This is a genomic window from Kitasatospora sp. NPDC005751 (assembly GCF_040630835.1).
Taxonomy (GTDB): domain Bacteria; phylum Actinomycetota; class Actinomycetes; order Streptomycetales; family Streptomycetaceae; genus Kitasatospora.
This window is the reverse complement of the sequence record NZ_JBEXYC010000019.1, coordinates 24,138-44,718: the sequence shown is the minus strand read 5'-3', so window position 1 is coordinate 44,718 and position 20,581 is coordinate 24,138. Positions and strand designations below refer to the sequence as shown.

Below are 20,581 nucleotides of genomic sequence, written 5' to 3'. Positions count from 1 at the left end.
CGTCGGTCGTGCTGTCTCAGGCCTCGCCGGGGGCGTGCAGCGTGAGCAGGGTGTGCGCGGCCAGGGTGGCGGCGTCGGTGATCCGTCCGGACCGGACGAGGGCGCGCCATTCCTCCGGATCGGCCCAGCGCTGGACCATGTCCGCCTCGGAGGCCTCCCGCTCCGGCTCCCCCGCCGTCAGCTGTTCCGCCAGGAAGACGTGGCAGCCCTGGCTGGAGTAGCCGTAGGCGACGTGCAGCCGGCCCAGGTAGGTCATCCGGGCGGCCCGCAGGCCGGTCTCCTCGCGCAGTTCGGCGCGGGCCAGGTCGAGCGGGGCCTCGCCGCGGTGGCCCTCGGGCCAGGAGCCCTGCGGGAACTCCCAGTACCGGCCGCCGGCCGGGTAGCGGTACTGCTCCACCAGGTGCACCCGGCCGTCCTGGCGGGGGACGACCAGGGCGTAGTCGGGTTTGTCGACCACCCCGTACCGGCCGGCGCTGCCGTCGGCCCGTTCGATGTCGTCCTCGCGGACGGTCATCCACGGATTGCGGTAGACCTCGCGGGAGCGGACGGTGCGGATCACGGGTTGTCCTCCAGCAGGGCTCGGGTGCCCTCGGCGACTCCGCGCACCCGCAGGCCGTGGGCGGCCAGGAAGCCGGCCAGCCGGTCGCTGGTCAGGCAGGTGTTGGTGGGGCGGCTGGCGTAGCGGCCGGCGGCCTTGGGCACCTTGCGGACCAGCGAGCGGGGCACGCCGAGGCCGTCGGCGACGGCCTCGGCCCAGGCCGCCCGGGAGATCCGGTCGGGGCCGCCCAGGTGCAGCAGCGGGGGCGCCGCGCCGGCCAGCGCGGCGGCGGTGACGGCGGCGACGTCCTCGACCAGGACGGGTGTCGTCCACTGGTCGTCCGGGGCCTCCACCGGCTCGCCCCGGCGCAGGCTGTGGGCGCAGGCCGAGAAGAAGTTGAGCCACTTCCCCGCGTCGGCCGGCTCCCAGCCGTAGATCAGGCTGACCCGCAGCACGGTGGCGCCGGGTGTGCGTCCGACGATCCGCTCGGCCCGCAGCTTGGCCCGGCCGTAGGCGTTCGCGGGGGTGGTGGGCGCGTTCTCGTCATTGGCCGGCGAGCTGCCGTCGAAGACGTTGTCGGTGGAGATCAGCACCGTCCGGCAGCCGGGTGCGGCGGCCGTGAGGTTGGCCGCCGCGGCCGTGTGCAGGTCGGCGGCGCGTTCGGGGTTGGCCTCGCACCAGGTCACGTCGGAGGGGCCGTGCACGAGCACCAGCCGGTCGGGGCGGACCTGCTCCACCACCCGGGCGCAGGACCGGGCGTCGGCCGCGTCGAGCGCCACCCAGGGGGCGGGCGGGGCGGTGAGCGGGTGCCGGGAGGCCAGCACGGGGCGGTCGCCGGAGGCGGCCAGCCGGGTGGCGACGGCGCGTCCGACGAAGCCGCTGCCGACGATCAGGGTGCGGGTCACCGGGCGGCCACCGCCTGCCGGGCGGTGCCGCGGGCGGTGAGCAGCCGGCCGGCGCCGATCAGCCCGTGGTCGTCGTCCGGCTCGCCGAGGACGACCATCCGGCCGATCTCCTCGGCGCTCAGGCCGAAGCAGCCGAGCCGTCGGAGCTCCTCGGTGAGCAGTTCGACGAAGCGCGGGCCGACGGCCAGGGCGAAGCCGCCCATCAGGACGTAGCGCCGTACGCCGATCGAGGCGAAGACGGAGGTGATCGCGGAGGCGAGGTGGGCGAGGCCGCCCCGCAGCACGGCGGTGGCGAACGCGTCGCCGGCGCGGACGGCGGCGACCAGGGCGCGGTTGTCGAGCCGCGCGGGGTCGGGCGCGTCCTGCGCGAGCCGGGAGCCGGCGTAGCCGGCCGGGTCGGCGAGGGCCGCGCGGCGGGCGGCGGCCTGCATGCCGCGGCCCGAGGCGATGGCGCCGAGGTGGCCGCGTCCGCCGCAGTCGCAGCGCGGTGCCCGCGGGGACGGGTCGCTCGTCCAGTGGCCGAGCTCGCCGCCGTGCCCCTCGGGGTCGAGCAGCACCTCTCCGGCGCGGTAGACCTTGCTGCCGATCCCGGAGCTCACCGTGATCAGGCAGAACGGCTGCCGGCCCTCGGTGGCGACGTACCGCCAGACGGCGGCCGTCAGGTCGTTGACGACGACGACCGGGAGGCCGAGCCGCTCCTCCAGCAGCAGGCGCAGCGGCAGCGGTTCGCCGCGGCCGCCCCAGACGGTGGGTGCGGTCATCACGCGGCCGTCGGCCGTGACGGGGCCCGCGAAGGCGAGCGCCAGGGCGCTGCTGCGGTGGCGCCGCACGGCCCGGCCGGCCAGTTCGGACAGTTGCGCGACGATCCGGTCCTGCAGTTCGGGCACCGGCGCGCCGGGGTGCCGGTCCATGCCCTCGGTGGGGGTGCGGCGGATGTCGGTGAGCGCGTCGGTGGCGGTGTCGTAGCGGGCGATCCGCAGGGTGGTTCCGCCGAGGTCGGCGACGGTGAAGGCGGACTCAGACACGGGCCCCTCCGCGGGCGTACTCCATGGGCTGCACGTAGCCGTCCTCCAGGACGACCGCCGAGTCGATCTCGGCTCCCGCGGGCACGCTCGCGCCGGGCAGCAGGACGCTGCGGCGCACCACCGCCCCGGCGCCGATCCGCACGCCCGGGAAGGCGACGCTGTGCTCGATCCGGCCGTGGTTGGCCAGGTCGGCGGGCACCACGCTGCGCTCGACGCCCGGGGCGCGGACGACCAGGCCGCGCGCCGTCGCGGGCCGGACCGTGAGCGGCAGCCGGTCGAGGGGCAGGGTCGGGCCGTCCCCCACCATGGCCAGGTGGGCCCGGTGGTAGCGCTCGACGGTGCCGATGTCCTCCCAGTGCCCGGGGACTTCGTGACCGAGGATCCGCTCGCCCCCGGCGAGCATGGCGGGGATGACGTCGCGGCTGATGTCGTGCTGCCAGTCGGTGCCGTCGAGGTGCTCCAGGTAGCGGTGCAGCACCGTCGCGTCGAAGACGCAGAAGGCGGCGAACACCAGGTCGCTGGTCGGCTCGGCGGGCTTCTCCACGAAGCCGGTCAGCCGCCCGGCGGCGTCGAACTCGACCATTCCGAAGAGGTGGACGAAGCGGCGTTCGATCCGCTGGTAGGCCACGGTGAGCGCGGCGCCGGTGCGGCGGTGCCGCTCGATCAGCGGGCGGTAGTCGAAGCGGTAGACGTGGTCCGCGTGCAGCACCAGCACCTCGCTGGTGCCGGGGCCGAAGACGTAGCGGGCCTTGCGGATCAGGGCGTCCGCGGTGCCCCGCTCCGGCGGCCCGTCGGGGCGGACGAGCGCGCTCGCCCCGCCGTCGCGGTAGGCCCGGTCGTAGGGGCCGAAGTGCACCCGGAAGCCGGGGCGCCACCACGTCCGGTGCAGGTCGTCCATCAGCTGCTTCTCCTCGTACTGGGAGAGCAGCAGCACCTCGCCCAGGCCGGAGGCGGCGGCGTTGGCGAGCGAGAAGTCGATCAGGCGGCAGGCGCCGCCGAAGGGCACCAGCGGCTTGAGCCGGCCGTGGCCGAGCCGGCCCATCCGGCGGCCCTCGCCGCCGGCCAGCAGGACGGTGCGCACGGAGTCAGCCATGTCGGATCACGTCCCAGGTCGCGCGGCCGGTGGTGAGGGTGAGCAGGAAGTGCAGGTCCTCGCCGGGGGCCGGCAGCGGGCAGGTGAACACGTCGCCGCTGCGGTCGAGCTGGTGCACGATCACCTGTCGGCGGCCCGGTCCCGGCGGGGCGAGCCGGACCAGTTCGACCCGCTCGGCGTGCGGCAGCCGGTAGACGACCGAGCCGTCCTCGACGGTGCAGCGCCCGTCCAGCCTGGCGCGCAGCGCCGGGTCGCGGTCCGCGGTCGGCTCGCAGCGGACGAAGTCGGCGCGGGCCCAGGCCGCTTCGAACAGGGCGCGGTCGGTCGCCGGGTCCGGTTGGTGGCAGCGCCGGTGGGCCTCGGCGTCGCCGAGCCGGGCGGCGGCCTCGGCCACGGCGGCCCGGTCGCTCTCGTACGCCTCGTCCGGCAGCAGGTCGAACCAGCCGTGCCGGAGCACGCGGTCCAGGCCCAGCTCCGGCGAGCGTCCCTCCCAGAGCGGGGTGAAGGCCGCCACGTGCAGGTCGGCGGCGTGACTCCAGGTGAACCGCCGGGCGTTGGCGACCGCGTTGGCGCGCAGCCGGCGGTACTCCTCCGGCCGCTCGCGCAGCAGTGCCGCGGCCTGGTGGATGCGCCGGGCGAGGGCGTCGGCGAGCAGGGGGTCGTCCTCGGCGAACGAGCGGTTGACGGCGAAGCCGGTGGCCCGCTCGGCCTCGGGGCCGGCCAGCGGGTCGGCGACGTGTCCGAAGTGCGCCATGCCGCGCTGGGCGGTGGCGATCGGCACCGCGCCCGCGGCCATCGCCTCGCCCTGGGCGATCAGGAAGGTGTCCATCTCGAACTTGGACGGGAAGAGGCAGAAGTCCGAGGACGCCGCGTACTCGACGATCCGCCGCTCGTCGACGCGCTGCCACTCCAGGTGCACGCGGCCCTCGTGGCGTCGCACCACGTCGTGGACGTAGGGGTCGTCGATCCCGGAGTCGCTGATGCAGCGCAGCACGAAGTTGGCGTCCAGGCCCTCGTTCAGGACCCGGTCGACGGCGCGGAACAGTTCGACCTGCCCCTTGTGGTTCACCGCGTAGCGCGCGTTGTGGAAGAAGGTCGGCCGGGCGGGGTCGAGCCCGAGCCCGCCCAGCACGGCGGCCCGGTCGACGGCGGGCGGCTCGCCGGTGGTCCAGGTGTCGCCGACGGCGCAGCCGCCGACGAAGCTCTTGTGGGCGTTGCGGCGCACCGTGTCGTGGATCGGCAGCCGGGTGAAGAGCTGTTCGAAGGGGGTGTCGGCGAAGTCGGTGTAGAAGTCCAGGTGGCCGGGTGAGAGGAAGTCGACCAGGTCGGCGTGGTCGGCCACCAGGTCGTACACCCGGACGTGCCCCGGGCCGTACTCGTAGTGCAGGTGCGTGAGTTGCTGGTAGCCGCTCATCACCTGCTCGTGCTCGGTGAGCGGGTGTCCGGCGTCCTCGGCGGGCAGCTCGACCCCGGCGCCGAGGAACTCCAGCAGCCGTTCCACCTTGGGGCGGTAGACCTTCTTGGTGATCGGCATGTTGCTCTGCACGGTGCCCACCACCAGCTTGTCCGGGTCGTGGCGGAACGCCGCGGGCATCAGGTAGTGGTAGTACGGCTCGTGGGCGTGCAGGACGGCCTTCTCCTCGGCGAACCGCTCGCGCACGAAGCGGATGCTGTCCACCTGGTAGGCGAGCGGTTTGAAGAAGACCAGGTCGTGGCCCTTGCTCTGGTAGGGCGGGTAGAACCGGTCGGGCAGTTCGTCGAGCAGCCGGTTGGAGAGGAAGTAGAGGTCGACGCCGTCCAGGCGCAGCAGGTGCGCGGTGGTGGTCAGCGGGATCCGCACCTCGGCGGGGAAGCGCTCGCCCCAGGTCTGCGGGTCGAGGACGAGGGGCAGCTCGTACTCGTCCCGGTAGTCCAGGGTCTCCAGGTCGTGGAGGCGCCGCAGGTCGTCCAGCCGACCGTGGGCCGGGGTGACGATGGAGACGCGGTGGCCGCGGTCGGCCAGCGCCTTGGAGAGGTTCCAGAGGTAGACGGAGGTGCCGCCCTGGATGAGGCGGTGGTCGAAGCCGCCGCACTCGAAGTAGGTCTCGATGATGTGCACGGGTGTCAGTCCTTCGCCGCGGAGGCGGGGAGTCGGGCGGCCTCCACGGCGTGCCGCAGGTTGATCGCCGCGTGGTAGGCGCGGTCGTGGGCGTACGCGTAGTCGAGTTCGTGGACGAGCCGGCGCAGCCGCAGCAGCCGCCAGGCGGGGTGGCCGGCCAGCGGCCGGCCGTCGGTGATCAGCAGGTCGCCGGTGCGGGCCGCCCAGAGCCGGGCGGCGGACGTGAGCCGGGCCAGCTCGGCGACGTGCCGGGGGGTCCAGCCGGGGGTGTCCGGCGCCGCGCCGGCGGCGAGCAGCAGCGCCGTCCGGCAGGTGTCCTCGGGGTCCGTCCGGAGCGTCCGGGCCGCGTGGTCGGCCAGCTCGTCGGCGGTGAAGATCTCCAGGCCGCGTTGCAGGGCGGCGAGGTCCTGCCAGGGCGACTGCGCGGTGGACGGGTCGGCCGGGTCGGCCGCCGGGGTGGAGAGGTCGATCACGCACAGCTCCCAGCTGCCGTCCGCGCGCTCGCGGCGCAGCAGGTGGGACAGGTGCAGGTCGCCGTGGCAGGGGCCGGCCGGCCAGGGCCGCGGCGGCAGGGCGGCGATCCGCGCCAGCTCGCGGTCGAGACCGGCGGCGGCGGCCTGCCGGACGGCGACGGGGAAGCGGTCGTCGTCGAGGATCAGCGGGCGCAGCGCGGCGGTCCGCCCGGCGGTCTCGGCCAGGAAGTCGCTCGCCGGGAACTCCGGGTGCGGGCCGAGCCGTTCGGCCAGGTCCCGGTGGAACTCGTGCAGGAACCGGCCGGTCGCGCGCAGCGGCCCGGCCAGGGCGCGCTGGGAGTCGGCGACGGCGTCCTCCGGGTCGGCGCCGGCGTGCAGGAGGGGCCACATGGCGCGGATGGCGGCGCTCAGCGGAACGTTCAGGCCGTCGCCGTCGACGTAGCGGTAGAGCACGCCGAGCGGCTCCCGGCGGCCGGTGGCGGTCTCCACGTAGGCGTAGTCGCCGGCCGGCTGCTGGGTCCGGCCGCCCGGTGCCATCAGGCGGAGCAGCTCGGGCTCGCGGGTGCCGACGCCGATCCGCCGGTACGTCTTGTGGGCGTGCGCGGCGCCGCCGAGGTCGAGCAGCGAGAGCGCGTTGGAGGACCAGCCCGGGTCGAACGGCAGCCGGCCGCGGTACTCGGCGGGGTCGCCGCGGAACTCGATCAGGTTGCCCCGGGCGGTGGGCAGCCGCAGGCCGTTCCGCAGGGCCCGGACGACCAGTTCGTCGTACTCGGGGGTGCGGTCGGCGCCCCGGCCGGGGTCGTCGTCCATGACGGGCACGAACCAGCGGCCGGTGCGCTCGCCGGCGGGGGCGACGATCAGCAGGCGGACGGTCTCCAGCGTGGCCTGGTCCAGGAGTTCGAACCGCCCGGCGCGGCGGCCGGTCTCGTCGATCCAGGAGGCCCGGCGCAGGAGGTCGACCGTGGCCGGCGGAAGGCTGCCGAGCAGCAGGGTGTCCATGTTCAGCTCCCGGTCATCTCGTAGCGGTCGACGCCCCGGTGCCACACCAGCAGGGCGAGTGCCGCCAGGGCGGCGGTCACCACCGGCAGCCAGCGCAGCAGGTCCGTCGCTCCGAAGAGCAGGTAGGACGCGGGGGCGTAGGCGGTGAAGGCGTAGGGCAGCAGCCAGGTGAGCAGCCACCGCAGGGAGGGGTGGTACAGGTCGAGGGGGTAGCCGGCGAAGTCGCCCAGCTGGTTGGCGGCGTACAGGGCCGGGAAGCTGTTGGTGGTCCAGAAGGACAGCGCGGCGAACGCCGTCTTGATCGAGGCGAGGATCAGGGCGCCGCACAGCACCAGCAGCGGGACGAGCAGCAGCCGGCCGGCGCTCGGGCCGAGGTCCAGCTGGTCGGCGGCGTACCAGGTGATGGCCACGCCGGTGACCAGCTCGCCGAAGCCGTCGGGGTAGAGGAAGCGTTCGGACAGCAGCGCGTACAGCGGGTGGACCGGCCGGATCAGGTACCGGTAGAACTCGCCGGACTGCACCAGGCGCCTTGCCAGGATCCACAGTTGGTCGGTGAACAGCCGGTCCAGGCCGCGCGGGAGGAGCGAGAACCCCAGCAGGAACAGCACCTGGTGGAAGTTCCATCCCGCGATCACCGGGACCTGCCGGAACACCATCCCGACCACGGCGAGCTGGCCGCCCACCCGGAGCAGCAGGCCGCCCGCCCCGAGGGCGAAGTCCATCCGGTACTCGGTCAGCCGGTGCAGGCTGACGGCGCTCAGGTACCAGGTCAGCCGGGTGTAGCGGGCCGCGGTGGTGAACGCGCTCATCCGCCCAGCACCTCCACCCTGCGGACGGCCCCGCGCCAGGCGAGGGCGGCCAGGGCGGTCAGGCCGACGGCCCAGCCGGCCTGACCGGCCAGGATCCCGGCGGCCTCGGCGGGCCCCCGGTAGTGGCCGAGCAGCAGCCGCAGCGGTCCGTCGACCAGGGCCTGGAACGGCAGCAGGTGCGCGACGGTGGCCAGCGGCCCCGGCATCAGGCCGAGCGGCACGACCTGGCCGGCGAAGAACGCGACCACGCTGTCCTTGACGATCCGCACGCCCCAGATGTTGGTGGTGACGAAGCCGGCCAGGCCGACCAGCAGGTTCACCCCGAACCCGATCACCAGCGAGAGCCCGGCGGACAGCGCGAACAGCAGCCCGCCCGCCCAGCTCGGCGCGGACAGCGGCAGCAGCAGCGCGTACAGCAGCACCACCGGGACGGCGACCGTCCCGGCGTTGACCAGGGAGACCGGCAGGCCGGCGGCGAACCGCGCCAGCGGGTAGCTGACCGGGCGCAGCAGCGAGACCGCGATGTCGCCGCGCTGGACCTCCCCGGCCACCTCCTCGTCCACCCGGCTGGCCTGGAGCAGCGCCAGCATCTGGGCGAGCAGCACGTACGTGGTCAGCTCGGGCAGGTCGTACCCGCCGGGCAGGCCGCCGGTGCGGCCCGCGTACACCGCGCGCCAGAGGAAGACCTGGAGGCCGACGGCCGTGGTCGCGGTGACCGCGTTGATCACGAAGGTCGAGCGGTACTGCAGCAGGCCCTGCAGGCTGGCGGCGGCGAACGGGGTGTAGCGGCGCCAGGTGACGGCGAGCGGGGTGCGGCAGTGCCAGGTGGCGGAGGCCGTCACAGCAGCGCCTCCCGGGGCTCGGCCCGGCCGGTGTAGATCCGGCGGAGCACCGTTTCGAGGTCGGGCTCGGGGGCGACGCAGTCGGTCACGTCGAAGTGCTCCAGCAGGAAGCCCATCACCTCCCGGGCGGACGAGTGCCGGGTCGGGTACTCGACCCGGATCCGTCCGCCCTCGACCGGCCCGGCGGTCACGCCCGGCAGCCTGTCCTCGATCATCGCGATCGCCTGGGCCGGCGCGGGCCAGCCCTGGTGCTCGAAGACGACCGCCCGCGTGTCGGCGGCGCGCAGTAGCTCGTGCACGGTGCCCTGGTGCACCACCTCGCCCCGGTTGACGACCAGGACCTGGTCGCAGATCGAGGTGATGTCGCCGATGTCGTGGCTGGTGAGCATGACGGTGGTGCCGAGTTCGGTGTTGACCCGGTTGACCAGTTCGCGCACGGCCTCCTTCAGGACCAGGTCCAGACCGACGGTCGGCTCGTCGAGGAACACGACGGCCGGATCGTGCAGCAGGCTCGCGGCCACCTCGGCGCGCATCCGCTGGCCGAGGCTCAGCTGCCGCACGGGAGTGCTGCCGAGGGCGTCGAGGTCGAGCAGCTCGCGGTAGAGCGCCATGTTGCGCCGGTAGACCGGGGCGGGGATCTCGTGGATGCGGCGCAGGATCCGGAAGGAGTCCGGGACCGGGAGGTCCCACCAGAGCTGGCTCCGCTGGCCGAACACCACGCCGATGTTGGCGGCGTTGCGGCGGCGCTCCCGGTACGGCTCCAGGCCGGCCACCAGGCAGCGGCCGGAGGTCGGGTTCATGATCCCGGTCAGCATCTTGACGGTGGTGGACTTGCCCGCGCCGTTGGCGCCGATGTAGGCGGCCCTGGCGCCGGCCGGGATCTCGAAGGAGACCCCGGAGACGGCGCGCACCAGGCGGTGCTCCCGGCTGAACAACGTGCCGAGGCTGCCGAGCAGACCGGGCCTGCGCTCGTAGACCTTGAACTCCTTGACCAGGTTCTCCGCGACGATCACCGGCCGGCCTCCGTGACCCGCTCCAGGGCGCGCCCGAGCAGGGTGATGCCCTCCTCCAGCAGCGCCCGGTCGATGGTGAACGGCGGGGCGAGCCGGATGATGTGGCCGCCGAGCGAGGTGCGCAGTCCGAGGTCGAGGGCGGCGAGGTAGACGGCGCGGGCGATCTCGGGCGCGGGCTCCCGGCTCTCCCGGCTGCGGACGAACTCCAGCCCGTGCAGCAGTCCGAGTCCCCGGACGTCGCCGAGGACCGCGAACCGGGACTTGAGTTCGGCCAGCCGGTCGTCGAGCAGCGCGCCGAGGGTACGGACGTTCTCGATCAGGGTGTCGCGGGCCACCACCTGCAGGGTGGCCTTCGCGGCGGCGATGCCCAGCGGGTTGTTGGCGTAGGTGGAGGCGGTGGATCCGGCCCCGGCCGCCCGCGGGTGGCGCAGCACCTCCGCGCGTCCGGCCAGGACGGCGAACGGGAAGCCCGACGCCATGCCCTTGGAGAGGGCGACCAGGTCGGGCTGGACGCCGAAGCGCTCGCTCGCCAGGAAGCTGCCGGTGCGACCGCCGCCGGTGAGGACTTCGTCGGCGACCAGCATGACCCCGTTCTGCCGGGCGCTGTCGGCGATCTGCTCCCAGTAGCCGGGCGGCGGCACGATGACTCCGGCCGCGCCGAGCACCGGCTCGAAGACCAGCGCCGACACGTTGGACTTCTCGGTGATGTGCCGCCGGACCAGCGAGGCGCACCGCACCCCGCAGGAGGGGTACTCCAGTTCGAGCGGGCAGCGGTAGCAGTACGGCGAGTAGCCGAGGATGCTGTTGCCCGCGTGGGCCTGGTTGCCGATGTCCCAGTGCACCAGCATCCGGGCGCCCTGGGTCTTGCCGTGGAAGCCGTGGCGCAGCGCGCCGATCCGGTTGCGGCCGGGGTCGGCGACGGCCTGCACGGCGCGCAGCGCGGCCTCGACGACCTCGGCCCCGGTCGAGAAGAAGCCGTAGGTGTCGAGCTGTTCGGGCAGCAGGCGGGCGAGCAGCTCGCACAGCTCGGCCCGGTCGGCGGTGGCGAAGTCGTGGACGTTCCAGAGCCGGCCGGCCTGCTCGGTGAGCGCCGCGACCACCTCGGGGTGGCAGTGGCCGAGCGACTGGGTGAGGGTTCCGGCGGCGAGGTCGATGTACTGGTCGCCGTCGAGGTCGGTGAGGACGGCGCCGCTGCCCTCGACGAACACCCGGCGCCCGAGGGCGGACTCCTCCGAGGCTCCCGGCGCGAGGCGGACGGCCTCCCGGGCCAGCAGCTCGCTCTGGCGCGGGCCGGTCACCGGGCGCCGCCCATCGGGCCGACCTCGAAGACCAGCAGCTGGAGGTCCTCGTCCGAGGCGTTGGCGAGGCCGTGCTCGCCGTACGCGCGGTTGGGGACGACGTCCCCGGCCCGGACCTCGAACTCCTCGCCGTCGAGGGTCATCAGGCCCCGGCCGGACAGGATCACGTAGGTCTCCTCGTCGTCGGCGTGGCGGTGCAGGCCGATCGAGGTGCGGGGCGGCAGCACCACCAGGTCGATGAAGGCGACGGGGGCCGGGGCGCTCTCGCCGTGGTAGGCCCGGTGGGCGAGGATCGTGCCGGCACCCCCGTGGTCGGCGTTCACCCCTCGGAGCAGGCCCTCGTGCAGGTTGGACACCCGGCTGCGGGTCACACCACGGGCCGGCGGCGGTTCGGCGGGACTCATCTCGGTGCGGGCTCCTGTCGGGGACGGGACGGACGGGACGGACGGGGCGGACGGGGCGTCCGTCGGCGGGCCGGGTTCAGTGCGCGACGGCGAGCGGACCGGGGAGGGTTCCCGGGCGGACGGCCAGGGCGTCCAGCGCCTCCTCCAGCGCGGCGGCCGGGATGTCCTCCAGGTCGTCGACGAAGACCGCGGAGCCGATGCCGTCGGGCACCACCAGGTGCAGCCGGCGCCCGCGCCGCTCCCAGGACGCTCTCAGGGCCCGCTGCATGAGCTCGGGCGTGCAGGTCTGCGGGTCGTGCACCGGAAGGCCGAGGCGGGAGATCAGGCGGACGATCCGCTCGCAGTCCTCGGCGCCGATCACGCCGAGCACGCGGGCGAGTTCGCTGGAGATCGCCATGTCGACGGCCACCGACTCGCCGTGGGCGATCCGGTAGTCGCTGGCCGTCTCGATCACCGGCCCGAAGGTGTGCCCGAAGTCGACCAGCCGCGCCAGGTCGTGCTCGCGGAGGTTCGGGCAGAGCTCCTCCATCATCAGCGCCATGGAGGTGCGCAGTACGTAGTCCTCGACGCCGCGCCCACCGTCGGCGGCCAGCCACGAGGGGGGCGGGCAGGGCTGCCGGAAGACCTCCGGGCACTCCTCCAGGGCGCGGAACAGCTGCGCGTCCTTGATGATCGCCATCTTGGCGATCTCCCCCAGCCCGCAACGGATCTGGCGCGCGGGCAAGGTCCGGAGGAAGGCCGGATCGTTGATCGACGCGTGCGCCGGGTGGTACGACCCGAGCATGTTCTTGGTGCCGAGGGCGTTGACCCCGGTCTTGACGCCGACGCCGACGTCGACCTGGCCCACCAGGGTGGTGTTGACCTTGATGTAGCGCACGCCCCGGCAGTAGACGGCCGCCGCGAAGCCCACCGTGTCGCAGGTGACGCCGCCGCCGACGGCGATCATCACGCCGCGCCGGTCCAGCCCGGCGGCCTTGGCCTCCGCGCAGATCCGCTCGACGGAGTCCATGGTCTTCTGTGCCTCGCCGCCGCCGATCACCACCACGCTCCAACTGCCCGGCGCCAGACGCTCGGCCAGGTAGCGGCGTAGCTGTTCGCCGTAGAGCCGGTCCACGGACGGGCCGAGGAAGGCGATCACCCGGCGCCCTTCGCAGTACTCGGCCAGCAGCGGGTTCCCCGGTGCGAACACGCCGTCGGTGAGGTCGACGCGGTACGAAGTCCCCTCCGGTGCACGGAGCGCGAAGCCCCCGTCGTCGGCCCGCACCCCGGGCCCGGCCCATGCTGTCTGCTCCGCCACAACACTCCTCGGATCGGCCGGTCCCTGACCGGACGTGTCGTCAACTGCGGTAACGGGCCAGAGTTAAACAGTTGATAGCCAGATATGGCAAGGATCTTCAGAAACTTGCAGCAATCTCTTGCAGAGGCTTGGGGCCGGTGCGAGCATCGAGGCTCCGCCACCCGAGGAGTCCTCAGATGACCGCACCCATGACGGCGCCGGCCCCCGCACGCACACGTTCGGACTGGTGGGAGGACGCCGTCATCTACCAGGTCTATCCGCGCAGCTTCGCCGACAGCGACGGCGACGGCTGCGGGGACCTGAACGGAATCCGCGACCGTCTGGGCCACCTGCGGGAGCTGGGTGTCGACGCGCTCTGGATCTCGCCGTTCTACACCTCGCCGCAGGCCGACGGCGGCTACGACGTGGCGGACTACCGTGCCGTCGACCCGGTGTACGGCACGGTCGGCGACGCCGACGCGCTGATCACCGACGCGCACGCCCTAGGCCTGCGGGTGATCGTCGACGTGGTCCCCAACCACTGCTCGGACCAGCACCCGTGGTTCCTGCGGGCACTGCGCGAGGGCGCCGGCTCCCCGCTGCGGTCCCGGTTCCACTTCCGCCCCGGCCGCGGCCCCGGCGGCGAGGAGCCGCCGAACGACTGGATCTCCCTGTTCGGCGGCCCCGCCTGGACGAGGACCACCGAACCCGACGGCACCCCGGGCGAGTGGTACCTGCACCTCTTCGCCGCCCAACAGCCCGACCTCAACTGGGACTGCACCGCCGTCCAGGACGAGTTCCGGTCCATCCTGCGGTTCTGGCTGGACCTCGGCGTGGACGGATTCCGGGTCGACGTCGCGCACGGCCTGGTCAAGGCCCCGGGCCTGCCCGACCTCGGGCGCTACGAACAGCTCGGCCTCCTCGGCGAAACGTCGGTACCGTACTTCGACCAGGACGGCGTCCACGAGATCTACCGGTCGTGGCGCGGCCTGCTGGAGGAGTACCCGGGCCAGCGGATCGCGGTGGCGGAGGCCTGGACCCGGACACTGGACCGCACCGCCCGCTACGTCCGCCCCGGCGAGCTCCACCAGGCCTTCAACTTCAAGTTCATGAACGCGCCCTGGGACGACGTCCGGCTGCGCGAACTGATCACGACGTCCTTGGCCGCCATGGGCACCGTCGACGCCCCCACCACCTGGACGCTCTCGAACCACGACGTCATCCGGCACGCCACCCGGTACGCGCAGGGCGACCCGGCCCGCGGCCTGCGCCGGGCCCGGGCCGCCGCGCTGCTGATGCTCGCGCTCCCCGGCTCCGCGTACCTCTACCAGGGCGAGGAGCTGGGCCTCCCCGAGGTCACCGACATCCCCGACGAGGTCCGCCGGGATCCGGCGTTCCACCGCGCCGACGGCGGCCACGGCATGCGCGACGGCTGCCGGGTCCCGCTCCCCTGGTCCGGCACCCGGGCCCCGTACGGCTTCGGCCCCGTGCCCGGCGGCCCCTCCTGGCTGCCGCAGCCCCCCGAGTGGGCCGACCTCAGCGTCGAGGCGCAGACCGGCGATCCGCGATCCGTCCTGGAGCTGTACCGCAGCGCGCTGCGCCTGCGCCGGACCCATCCCGCGCTCGGCGCCGGCCGGTCCGTCGAATGGCTGGACCTGGCACCCGGGGTGCTCGCGTTCCGGCGCGACAGCGACCAGGGCGCCGTGGTCTGCGCCGTCAACACCACCGGCGCACCGGTCCGCGTCACCGACGGCGGACTCGGCGCCCTCCTGCTCTGCTCGGCCGAACCACCGGTCACCGCGCACCCCGGCGAGGTGCTGCTGGCAGCCGACAGCACCGGCTGGTGGCTGGCCGGCTGACGAGCGTCCCCGGGGCTTGCCGCTGCCGTCACTCTATCGGCGACGCCAGAGCTTGTCATCGGATGGATGACGCGCTACAAAGGTGTCAGGTGAAGCGCACTGGCCCCCTGATCCTTCTGGAGGTGTTTCGCGATGCTGATGCGCACCGACCCGTTCCGCGAACTGGACCGTCTGACCCAGCAGTTCCTGAACACGACCGGCACCTGGTCGCGTCCGACCCCGATGCCGCTGGACGCCTACCGCACCGGCGACGAGTACGTGATGTGCTTCGACCTGCCGGGTGTGAGCCCGGACGCGATCGACATCGACGTCGAGCGGAACATGCTCACCGTCAAGACCGAGCGCCGCCCCCGCCCCGAGGGCGACGACGTGAAGTGGGAGCTGTCCGAGCGCCCGCTCGGGATCTTCTCCCGCCAGGTGATGCTCTCGGACACCCTCGACCCGGCCGGGATCAGCGCCGACTACGACGCGGGCGTGCTGACCCTGAGGATCCCGGTCGCCGAGAAGGCCAAGCCCCGCAAGATCGCCATCGGCCACAGCGGCACCCCGAAGCAGATCCAGGCCTGACCCGCACCCCCGGAGCCGTTCCGGGCCGCCCCGCCCCTCCCCCCGCGGGGCGGCCCGGAAGACCTCGCTACGGATTCCTCCTCAGCCGCCCCGCACCACGGCACCGCTCCTGATGACACGTCCCGCACCGCGCGGGCCCCTCTCCCCCGGAAGGCCACCGTCATGACCCGGCACCGCCACCTGATCCAGCAGGTCCGCGCCCTGGGCCGCTACACCACCGACGAGGAAGCCGAGCGCGTCCTCACCGCGGTCCTCACCGTCCTCGGCTCCCAGCTCACCGGCGAGGAACGCTGCGACCTCGCCGCGGCGCTTCCCGAGCGGGCCCGCGCCCTCTTCGCCGCCCAGATCCCCCTTCCCGAACCGGTCACCGCCCCCGCCTTCGTCGAAGCCGTCGCCCGCAACCTGGGCACCAGCCTCACCGCCGCCCGCTGGGACACCTCCTCCGTCCTGGCCGCCCTCGGCGACCTCGCCGACGACCGGCTCACCGACCGCCTCCTCACCCACCTGCCCCGCGGCTACGCACTGCTGTTCGGCCGCGCGGACCTGACGATCGCCGCCTGAACGGCCCCGCGCGCCCAGGCGTCCCCGCCCCGGCCGGGCGCCCGTTCCGGAAGCTCGACCTGCCGCCCGGAGTCGCCGCGCGCGGACCAACGGCGGCCGGTCAGAGGTCGGCCCGGCCGCCGCGGACCACGCACGAGGCGCTGTTCTCCCAGCCCCACCCGTCACCGTCGGGGTCGGAGGAAGCGCTCACGCAGTACGGGTAGCCGTTCGGCGCCCTGGTCGGCAGCGGGGACGGGGTACTGCCGGTGTCGGCCCGGCCGCCGCGGACCACGCAGGAGGCGCTGTTCTCCCAGCCCCACCCGTCACCGTCGGGGTCGGAGGAAGCGCTCACGCAGTACGGGTAGCCGTTCGGCGCCCTGGTCGGCAGCGGGGACGGCGAGGGCGACTGGCCGGGCCGGTCGTAGATCGTGGCGGGGCGGGCGGTGGCGGCGATGCCGTTGGCTCCGTCGAAGAACCGCTTGCCCCAGGCGGTCGGCGAGTTCGTGTCGAAGCCGTCGACCAGGTCGAGGTACTCGACGCCGCCGCCGTTGCCGCTCCAGGACCAGCCGATGTAGCCGACCGAGAGGGACTGGGCGGTGGCCATGATGGCGTCCTCGTCGGGGTTGCCGTCGCTGTGGTTGGCGCCGAACTCACCGACCACGATGGGCAGTCCGGCGTTGACGTAGGCGCCGAGGTAGGACTGGACCTCGGCGGCGGTGTCGTAGACGCCGTACATGTGGATCGAGAAGATCGTGTTGCGGTCGGGGTCGGACTGGAAGACCGAGCCGGCGTTGTCGCGCATCGTGTGGGACCAGTCCTGGCCCCAGTTCGGCCCGTCGACCATCAGGGCGTGGTGGAGGCCGGCGGCGCGGATCCTGCTGATCGCGCTCTTGGTGGCGGCGGTCCAGGCGGCGTAACCGCTGTTGCCCCAGGGTTCGTTGGCGATATTGACGACGACGTAGGCCTCCTGGCCGGCGAGGACGCTCTTGTTGTCCACCCAGAACTGGGCGGCCCGGTCGAGCGTGGTGGCGGCGCCGTCCTCGCCGTAGCCGGTGGCGTCGTGGACCTCCAGCACGCAGATCACCTTGGCGCGCTTGCACTGGTCGATCAGGGTGGCGAGCTGGGCGGAGCCGGTGCGGGTCCAGCGGTCGCCGTTGCTGAGCACGACGCGGACGGTGTTGGCGCCCCTGGCCGCGATGTCGGCGATGGCGGTGGTCCGGGTGGGGTACCAGGTGTACGCGTGGTTGACCCCTCGCATCACGAACTGGCTCCCGTTGGCCTCGTAGACGCGGCCGTTACTCACGTGGATGCCGGTACCGGCGGCCTGGGCACCGCCCGGGCCGAACCCGAACACCCCGAACAGCAACCCGAAGGCGGCCGCGAGTGCTGCTCCGACCGTCGTGAGCGCTCTGCGGCTCTGCGGCTTGTCCATTGAGACTCCTCAAATCGTTTGTGGGGGCCTGGAGTCGATGGCCTTGACCAACGCGCGGGTACGCGTCGACGCCGTCATCGCCCTCCAGTCGTTCTCGAACGGCCTGCCGGTGATGGGGCGTCAGGCGTTCGGGGCGCTCACCAGGGCGAGCCACGCGTCGGCCAACAGGCGGTGGCCGAGTGGGGAGGGGTGCACGCCGTCGGCCGCGATCAGGGCGGGATCGCCTGCCGTCCGGGCGGCCTGGTTGAGCAAGCCGTCGGCGGCCAGCAGGCCCGCGTCGTGCGCGGCGGCGAGGCGGCGGACGGCCTGGATCCGGGCGTCGAGGTCGGCCCGCCAGCCCCACTGCTCCTCCCGCACGGGCACCAGGAACGGCTCGATCAGCACCAGTCGGGGAGCGCAGTGCCCGGACAGGTCTCCGAGCAGCCGGTGGTAGTCCTGCTCCCAGCGGTCGACCGGGCTCGGCAGGCCCCGGTCGTGGCGGCGCCAGGTGTCGTTGACGCCGATCAGGACGGAGACCAGCCCGGGCCGGTGGGCGAGGGTGTCGGTCGGCCAGCGCTCGCGCAGGTCCGCGAGGCGGTCGCCGCCCACGCCCTGGTTGAGCACCACCGGGGTACCGGGGAGCCCGGCGGCGGCCAGCGCGGCGTAGCCGTGGCCGAGGTCTCCGGGGCAGCCGCGGTCGCGGCCGGCCTCGGTGATGCTGTCGCCCTGGAAGAGGACGGTGGTGCGGGGGTGCATGCGGGACTCCTCCCGGAGGGCCCGCCGCCCGGGCTGACGGTCACCGGGCGGCGGGCGGTCAGTGGGTCAGCCCGCCGCGGCCATCGCCTTCGCATGGGCTGCGAAGAGCTGCGCGCCGGCACGGGTGGGGTTGGCCGGGTCGTTGTTCCACATCACCCGGTGGCCGTCGTGGTCGGGGTAGAAGGAGCCGTCGTCGACGCGGGAGGTGAGCAGCCAGAACTGGTCGCCGGCCGCGCCGTTCGCGAGCGCGGCGTCGGTCCAGGCGCGATAGGCGGCGTCGCGGGTCGCGGCGTCGGGGATGTCGCGGGCCGGGTCGATCTGCAGGCCGAACTCCTCGACGACGACGGGTTTGCGGAGCTTGCGGCCGTCGGCGAGATGGTCGGTGATCCAGCGGGTGCCCCATTCGGTGGCGTTGGCGCCGTGCTTGGAGCCGCTGGTCTCCCCCCAGTTCTGCGGGTAGACGTGCACGGTCCCGTAGTCGACGGCGGGCAGGGCGGTGAGCTTGCGCCAGTCGCCGCCCTCGTAGTCGGAGTAGGGATAGTCCGCGTGGCCGGGCTCGCCGTAGAAGCCCTCGTCGCCGACGGCGAGGAGCTGGCGGGGGGCCAGGGCCTTGACGTGGTCGCTCATCTCGCGGGCCCAGCCGAGGAGAGTGGCGCCGGACTTGTCACTGCGGCAGCGCGGCTCGTTGGCGAGCTCCCAGGCCATGACGGTGGGGTCGTCGTCGTAGCGCAGACCGGTGTAGCGGTTGCGGCGCCCGATGACGTGCTTGGCCCAGGCCCGGTAGGCCTTCTTGCAGGTGGCGTCGGTGTAGAAGCGGTCGTGGTGGGTGCCGTCGCCGTAGGAGTCGTCGGGCAGGTCGAGGAACCAGGAGACGTACTGGCGCATGCCGCCGTAGTCGGGCCAGTTGTTGACCAGCGGGAGGACCAGACGGAGACCGAGCCGGCCGGCCTTGTGGACGGCGTAGTCGAGGCTGTCGAAGGCGGCCTCGTCGTACTGGAAAGGCTTGGGCTGGAGGGCTCGGTGGGAGTGGCCGTCGCCGTCGGCGAAGGCCCAGACGCGGATCACGGTCAGACCCATCGCGGCGGCGTCGTTCAGCACGGCGTCGATCATGTAGTGGGACTGCTGGTGCAGGTAGTAGCAGTTGGTGCCGCCGAAGCGGAACTTCCGGCCGTTCAAGCGCAGTTCACCGTTTCTGGCGGTGACGAACGAGCGCCTTGCGCCGTCCTCGCTGCCGCGGCCCTGCCGCTGCTCGTCGTCCGGGCCGGCGCCAGTGGTGGCGGAGGCGGCGCCGCCGAGCAGCGGGGTGGCGGCGACGCCGAGGGCGACGGCGCCGAGCAGGGTGCGGCGGGCGGTGGTGCGGGGCTGGTCGTTCACGGGTCTCCTCCGGACAAGTGGCGGGTGGGATGGTGCCTGGGGGCGTGCGGGTTCGGTCAGCGGGCCCGCGGGACCTTCGCGCGGAACAGGGTGGCGTCACCGTCCAGCCGGACGGGTCCGCCGGCAGCGGGCAGGTAGGCGGACCGGCCGGGTCCGAGGGCGGGCCCGTCGTCGACCCGGGCGGTGCCGCGGACGCAGAGCAGGATCTGCGGTCCGTCGTCCACGATCCGCAGGGGTGCTCCGAGTTCGATCCGGGAGAGGCTGAACTCCTCGGCGGGGGTGAGGAACTCGAGCTCTTCGGGCCCGACGGGGACGGCGGGGACGTGCTGCGGCGCGGTGGGACGGAAGTCGACCACGGCGGCCAGCCCGGCGGTGTCGACGTGCTTGGGGGTGAGGCCGCAGCGCAGCACGTTGTCGGAGTTGGCCATGATCTCGACGCCGAGGCCGTGCAGGTAGGCGTGCGGAACACCGGCGTCCAGGTAGAGGGCCTGGCCCGGGCCCAGCCGGACGTGGTTGAGGAGCATCGCGGCGAGGATCCCCGGGTCGCCGGGGTGGTCGAGGGCGGCGCCCCGGTAGGCGGCCCAGGTGGCCGCGTCCGGGTCGGCACCGGAGGCCAGGTCCGCCAGGGCGGAGGGGAGTTCGGCGGCGGCCTGCTCTCCCCTGGTCCGGTCCTCGGCGAGTGCGCCGGTCAGCACGGTGCGCAGGGCCTGGTCAGCGGGGGCGGTACGCAGCTGCCGGATCCAGGGGTCCAGTACCGGCAGTGCCAGCCGCTCCCAGAGCGCGGCGGTGACCCGCGGGTCGCGGAAGCCGCAGAGTGCCTCGAAGTCGCTCAGTGCGCAGATCAGTTCGGGCTTGTGATGGCGGTCGCGGTAGATCCGGTGCGGGGCGTCCAGCGGGATTCCGGCGGCCTGCTCCCCGTCGTACCCGGCGGTCGCCTGGGCGGTCGTCGGGTGGACCTGCACGGAGAGGGCGTGGTCGGCGGCCAGGAGCTTCAGTAGGAAGGGCAGGCGGGGTCCGAAGCGGCCGGCCACCCGGCCGCCGAGCTCGTGCTGCGGATCCCGGGTGATGACGGTGTCCAGGCCTTCGCTGCCGTGGCCGCGGTCGATCCGGGCGGGAGCGCCGGGGTGGGCGCCCATCCACAGCTCGGCCTCGGGTACGCCGGTGGGCCGGCGGCCCGTCAGTTCGGCGAGCGCGGTGGTGGATCCCCAGGTGTAGTGGCGGATGGGAGTGGTGAGCAGGTCGGCGGTCATGTCGGTGCTCCGGTGTGCGTGGGCCCCGACCCGTCCCCGGGCTTCCTCACC

General features: G+C 73.7%; 19 protein-coding genes. 3 read left to right on the top strand and 16 right to left on the bottom strand.

All coding sequences use genetic code 11. From position 1 onward, the window contains the following. Window positions 1-16: 16 nt before the first annotated feature. The 12 genes from ABZ497_RS19175 to ABZ497_RS19120 form a co-directional block, all read right to left on the bottom strand. The gene (locus ABZ497_RS19175; RefSeq protein ID WP_359806654.1) at window positions 17-559 is read right to left on the bottom strand and encodes an NUDIX hydrolase; all 543 of its coding nucleotides are present in this window, start codon (window positions 557-559) and stop codon (window positions 17-19) included. Further along, the gene (locus ABZ497_RS19170; RefSeq protein WP_359806651.1) at window positions 556-1,443 is read right to left on the bottom strand and encodes a sugar nucleotide-binding protein; all 888 of its coding nucleotides are present in this window, start codon (window positions 1,441-1,443) and stop codon (window positions 556-558) included. The genes ABZ497_RS19175 and ABZ497_RS19170 overlap by 4 nt, the downstream gene beginning before the upstream one ends. Further along, window positions 1,440-2,468, bottom strand: coding sequence for an ROK family protein (locus ABZ497_RS19165; protein ID WP_359806648.1), 1,029 nt, complete (start codon window positions 2,466-2,468; stop codon window positions 1,440-1,442). Before ABZ497_RS19165 ends, ABZ497_RS19170 begins: the two co-directional genes overlap by 4 nt. Next, a complete protein-coding gene (locus tag ABZ497_RS19160; protein ID WP_359806645.1) occupies window positions 2,461-3,561 on the bottom strand; it encodes a sugar phosphate nucleotidyltransferase in 1,101 nt (366 codons plus the stop codon). The genes ABZ497_RS19165 and ABZ497_RS19160 overlap by 8 nt, the downstream gene beginning before the upstream one ends. Continuing rightward, entirely contained in the window at window positions 3,554-5,659 is a 2,106-nt protein-coding gene (locus ABZ497_RS19155; RefSeq protein ID WP_359806643.1) for a glycosyltransferase, read from the bottom strand. The genes ABZ497_RS19160 and ABZ497_RS19155 overlap by 8 nt, the downstream gene beginning before the upstream one ends. A gap of 5 nt (window positions 5,660-5,664) precedes the next feature. After that, window positions 5,665-7,131 carry a hypothetical protein gene (locus ABZ497_RS19150; RefSeq protein WP_359806640.1) on the bottom strand — a complete coding sequence of 489 codons (1,467 nt, stop codon included), beginning with the start codon at window positions 7,129-7,131 and terminating at the stop codon, window positions 5,665-5,667. A gap of 2 nt (window positions 7,132-7,133) precedes the next feature. Further along, entirely contained in the window at window positions 7,134-7,940 is an 807-nt protein-coding gene (locus tag ABZ497_RS19145; protein ID WP_329485290.1) for an ABC-2 family transporter protein, read from the bottom strand. Beyond that, window positions 7,937-8,782, bottom strand: coding sequence for an ABC-2 family transporter protein (locus ABZ497_RS19140; RefSeq protein ID WP_359806636.1), 846 nt, complete (start codon window positions 8,780-8,782; stop codon window positions 7,937-7,939). The genes ABZ497_RS19145 and ABZ497_RS19140 overlap by 4 nt, the downstream gene beginning before the upstream one ends. Continuing rightward, window positions 8,779-9,795 (bottom strand): ATP-binding cassette domain-containing protein, encoded by a 1,017-nt coding sequence (locus ABZ497_RS19135; protein ID WP_359806633.1) that lies wholly within the window; start codon window positions 9,793-9,795, stop codon window positions 8,779-8,781. Before ABZ497_RS19135 ends, ABZ497_RS19140 begins: the two co-directional genes overlap by 4 nt. After that, window positions 9,792-11,093 (bottom strand): aminotransferase class III-fold pyridoxal phosphate-dependent enzyme, encoded by a 1,302-nt coding sequence (locus ABZ497_RS19130; RefSeq protein WP_359806631.1) that lies wholly within the window; start codon window positions 11,091-11,093, stop codon window positions 9,792-9,794. Before ABZ497_RS19130 ends, ABZ497_RS19135 begins: the two co-directional genes overlap by 4 nt. Beyond that, window positions 11,090-11,497, bottom strand: a complete 408-nt coding sequence (locus ABZ497_RS19125; RefSeq protein ID WP_329485294.1) for a cupin domain-containing protein — start codon at window positions 11,495-11,497, stop codon at window positions 11,090-11,092. Before ABZ497_RS19125 ends, ABZ497_RS19130 begins: the two co-directional genes overlap by 4 nt. A gap of 76 nt (window positions 11,498-11,573) precedes the next feature. Next, on the bottom strand, window positions 11,574-12,794 hold the full coding sequence (locus ABZ497_RS19120) for a sedoheptulose 7-phosphate cyclase (RefSeq protein WP_359806627.1): 1,221 nt from the start codon (window positions 12,792-12,794) through the stop codon (window positions 11,574-11,576). A gap of 176 nt (window positions 12,795-12,970) precedes the next feature. Here ABZ497_RS19120 and ABZ497_RS19115 point away from each other — a divergent pair, with 176 nt between their 5' ends. The 3 genes from ABZ497_RS19115 (at window position 12,971) to ABZ497_RS19105 (ending at window position 15,760) form a co-directional block, all read left to right on the top strand. Next, the gene (locus ABZ497_RS19115) at window positions 12,971-14,632 is read left to right on the top strand and encodes a glycoside hydrolase family 13 protein (RefSeq protein WP_359806625.1); all 1,662 of its coding nucleotides are present in this window, start codon (window positions 12,971-12,973) and stop codon (window positions 14,630-14,632) included. 132 nt (window positions 14,633-14,764) lie between these two features. Beyond that, complete coding sequence (locus ABZ497_RS19110; protein WP_359806622.1) at window positions 14,765-15,199, top strand: Hsp20/alpha crystallin family protein; 435 nt, start codon at window positions 14,765-14,767, stop codon at window positions 15,197-15,199. Between the two features lie 162 nt (window positions 15,200-15,361). Next, the gene (locus ABZ497_RS19105; RefSeq protein ID WP_329485298.1) at window positions 15,362-15,760 is read left to right on the top strand and encodes a DUF2267 domain-containing protein; all 399 of its coding nucleotides are present in this window, start codon (window positions 15,362-15,364) and stop codon (window positions 15,758-15,760) included. 100 nt (window positions 15,761-15,860) lie between these two features. On the opposite strand, the gene ABZ497_RS19100 is transcribed toward ABZ497_RS19105, so the two are convergent. The 4 genes from ABZ497_RS19100 to manA form a co-directional block, all read right to left on the bottom strand. Then, window positions 15,861-17,171: a cellulase family glycosylhydrolase gene (locus tag ABZ497_RS19100; RefSeq protein ID WP_359806619.1), complete on the bottom strand. Its 1,311-nt coding sequence runs from the start codon at window positions 17,169-17,171 to the stop codon at window positions 15,861-15,863. A 120-nt stretch (window positions 17,172-17,291) separates the two neighbouring features. After that, window positions 17,292-17,906, bottom strand: coding sequence for a GDSL-type esterase/lipase family protein (locus ABZ497_RS19095; protein WP_359806616.1), 615 nt, complete (start codon window positions 17,904-17,906; stop codon window positions 17,292-17,294). A 66-nt stretch (window positions 17,907-17,972) separates the two neighbouring features. After that, window positions 17,973-19,280 carry a cellulase family glycosylhydrolase gene (locus tag ABZ497_RS19090; RefSeq protein ID WP_359806613.1) on the bottom strand — a complete coding sequence of 436 codons (1,308 nt, stop codon included), beginning with the start codon at window positions 19,278-19,280 and terminating at the stop codon, window positions 17,973-17,975. Window positions 19,281-19,336: 56 nt separating this feature from the next. Further along, a complete protein-coding gene (gene manA / locus ABZ497_RS19085; protein ID WP_359806610.1) occupies window positions 19,337-20,530 on the bottom strand; it encodes a mannose-6-phosphate isomerase, class I in 1,194 nt (397 codons plus the stop codon). Window positions 20,531-20,581 lie beyond the last annotated feature (51 nt).

Excerpts from the sequence above, each read along its gene's own strand:
- ABZ497_RS19160 (WP_359806645.1), bottom strand. The coding sequence starts at position 3,561 with ATGGCTGACTCCGTGCGCACCGTCCTGCTGGCCGGCGGCGAGGGCCGC.
- ABZ497_RS19150 (WP_359806640.1), bottom strand. The coding sequence starts at position 7,131 with ATGGACACCCTGCTGCTCGGCAGCCTTCCGCCGGCCACGGTCGACCTC.
- ABZ497_RS19145 (WP_329485290.1), bottom strand. The coding sequence starts at position 7,940 with ATGAGCGCGTTCACCACCGCGGCCCGCTACACCCGGCTGACCTGGTAC.
- ABZ497_RS19125 (WP_329485294.1), bottom strand. The coding sequence starts at position 11,497 with ATGAGTCCCGCCGAACCGCCGCCGGCCCGTGGTGTGACCCGCAGCCGG.
- ABZ497_RS19115 (WP_359806625.1), top strand. The coding sequence starts at position 12,971 with ATGACCGCACCCATGACGGCGCCGGCCCCCGCACGCACACGTTCGGAC.
- ABZ497_RS19110 (WP_359806622.1), top strand. The coding sequence starts at position 14,765 with ATGCTGATGCGCACCGACCCGTTCCGCGAACTGGACCGTCTGACCCAG.
- ABZ497_RS19105 (WP_329485298.1), top strand. The coding sequence starts at position 15,362 with ATGACCCGGCACCGCCACCTGATCCAGCAGGTCCGCGCCCTGGGCCGC.
- ABZ497_RS19100 (WP_359806619.1), bottom strand. The coding sequence starts at position 17,171 with ATGGACAAGCCGCAGAGCCGCAGAGCGCTCACGACGGTCGGAGCAGCA.
- ABZ497_RS19095 (WP_359806616.1), bottom strand. The coding sequence starts at position 17,906 with ATGCACCCCCGCACCACCGTCCTCTTCCAGGGCGACAGCATCACCGAG.
- manA (WP_359806610.1), bottom strand. The coding sequence starts at position 20,530 with ATGACCGCCGACCTGCTCACCACTCCCATCCGCCACTACACCTGGGGA.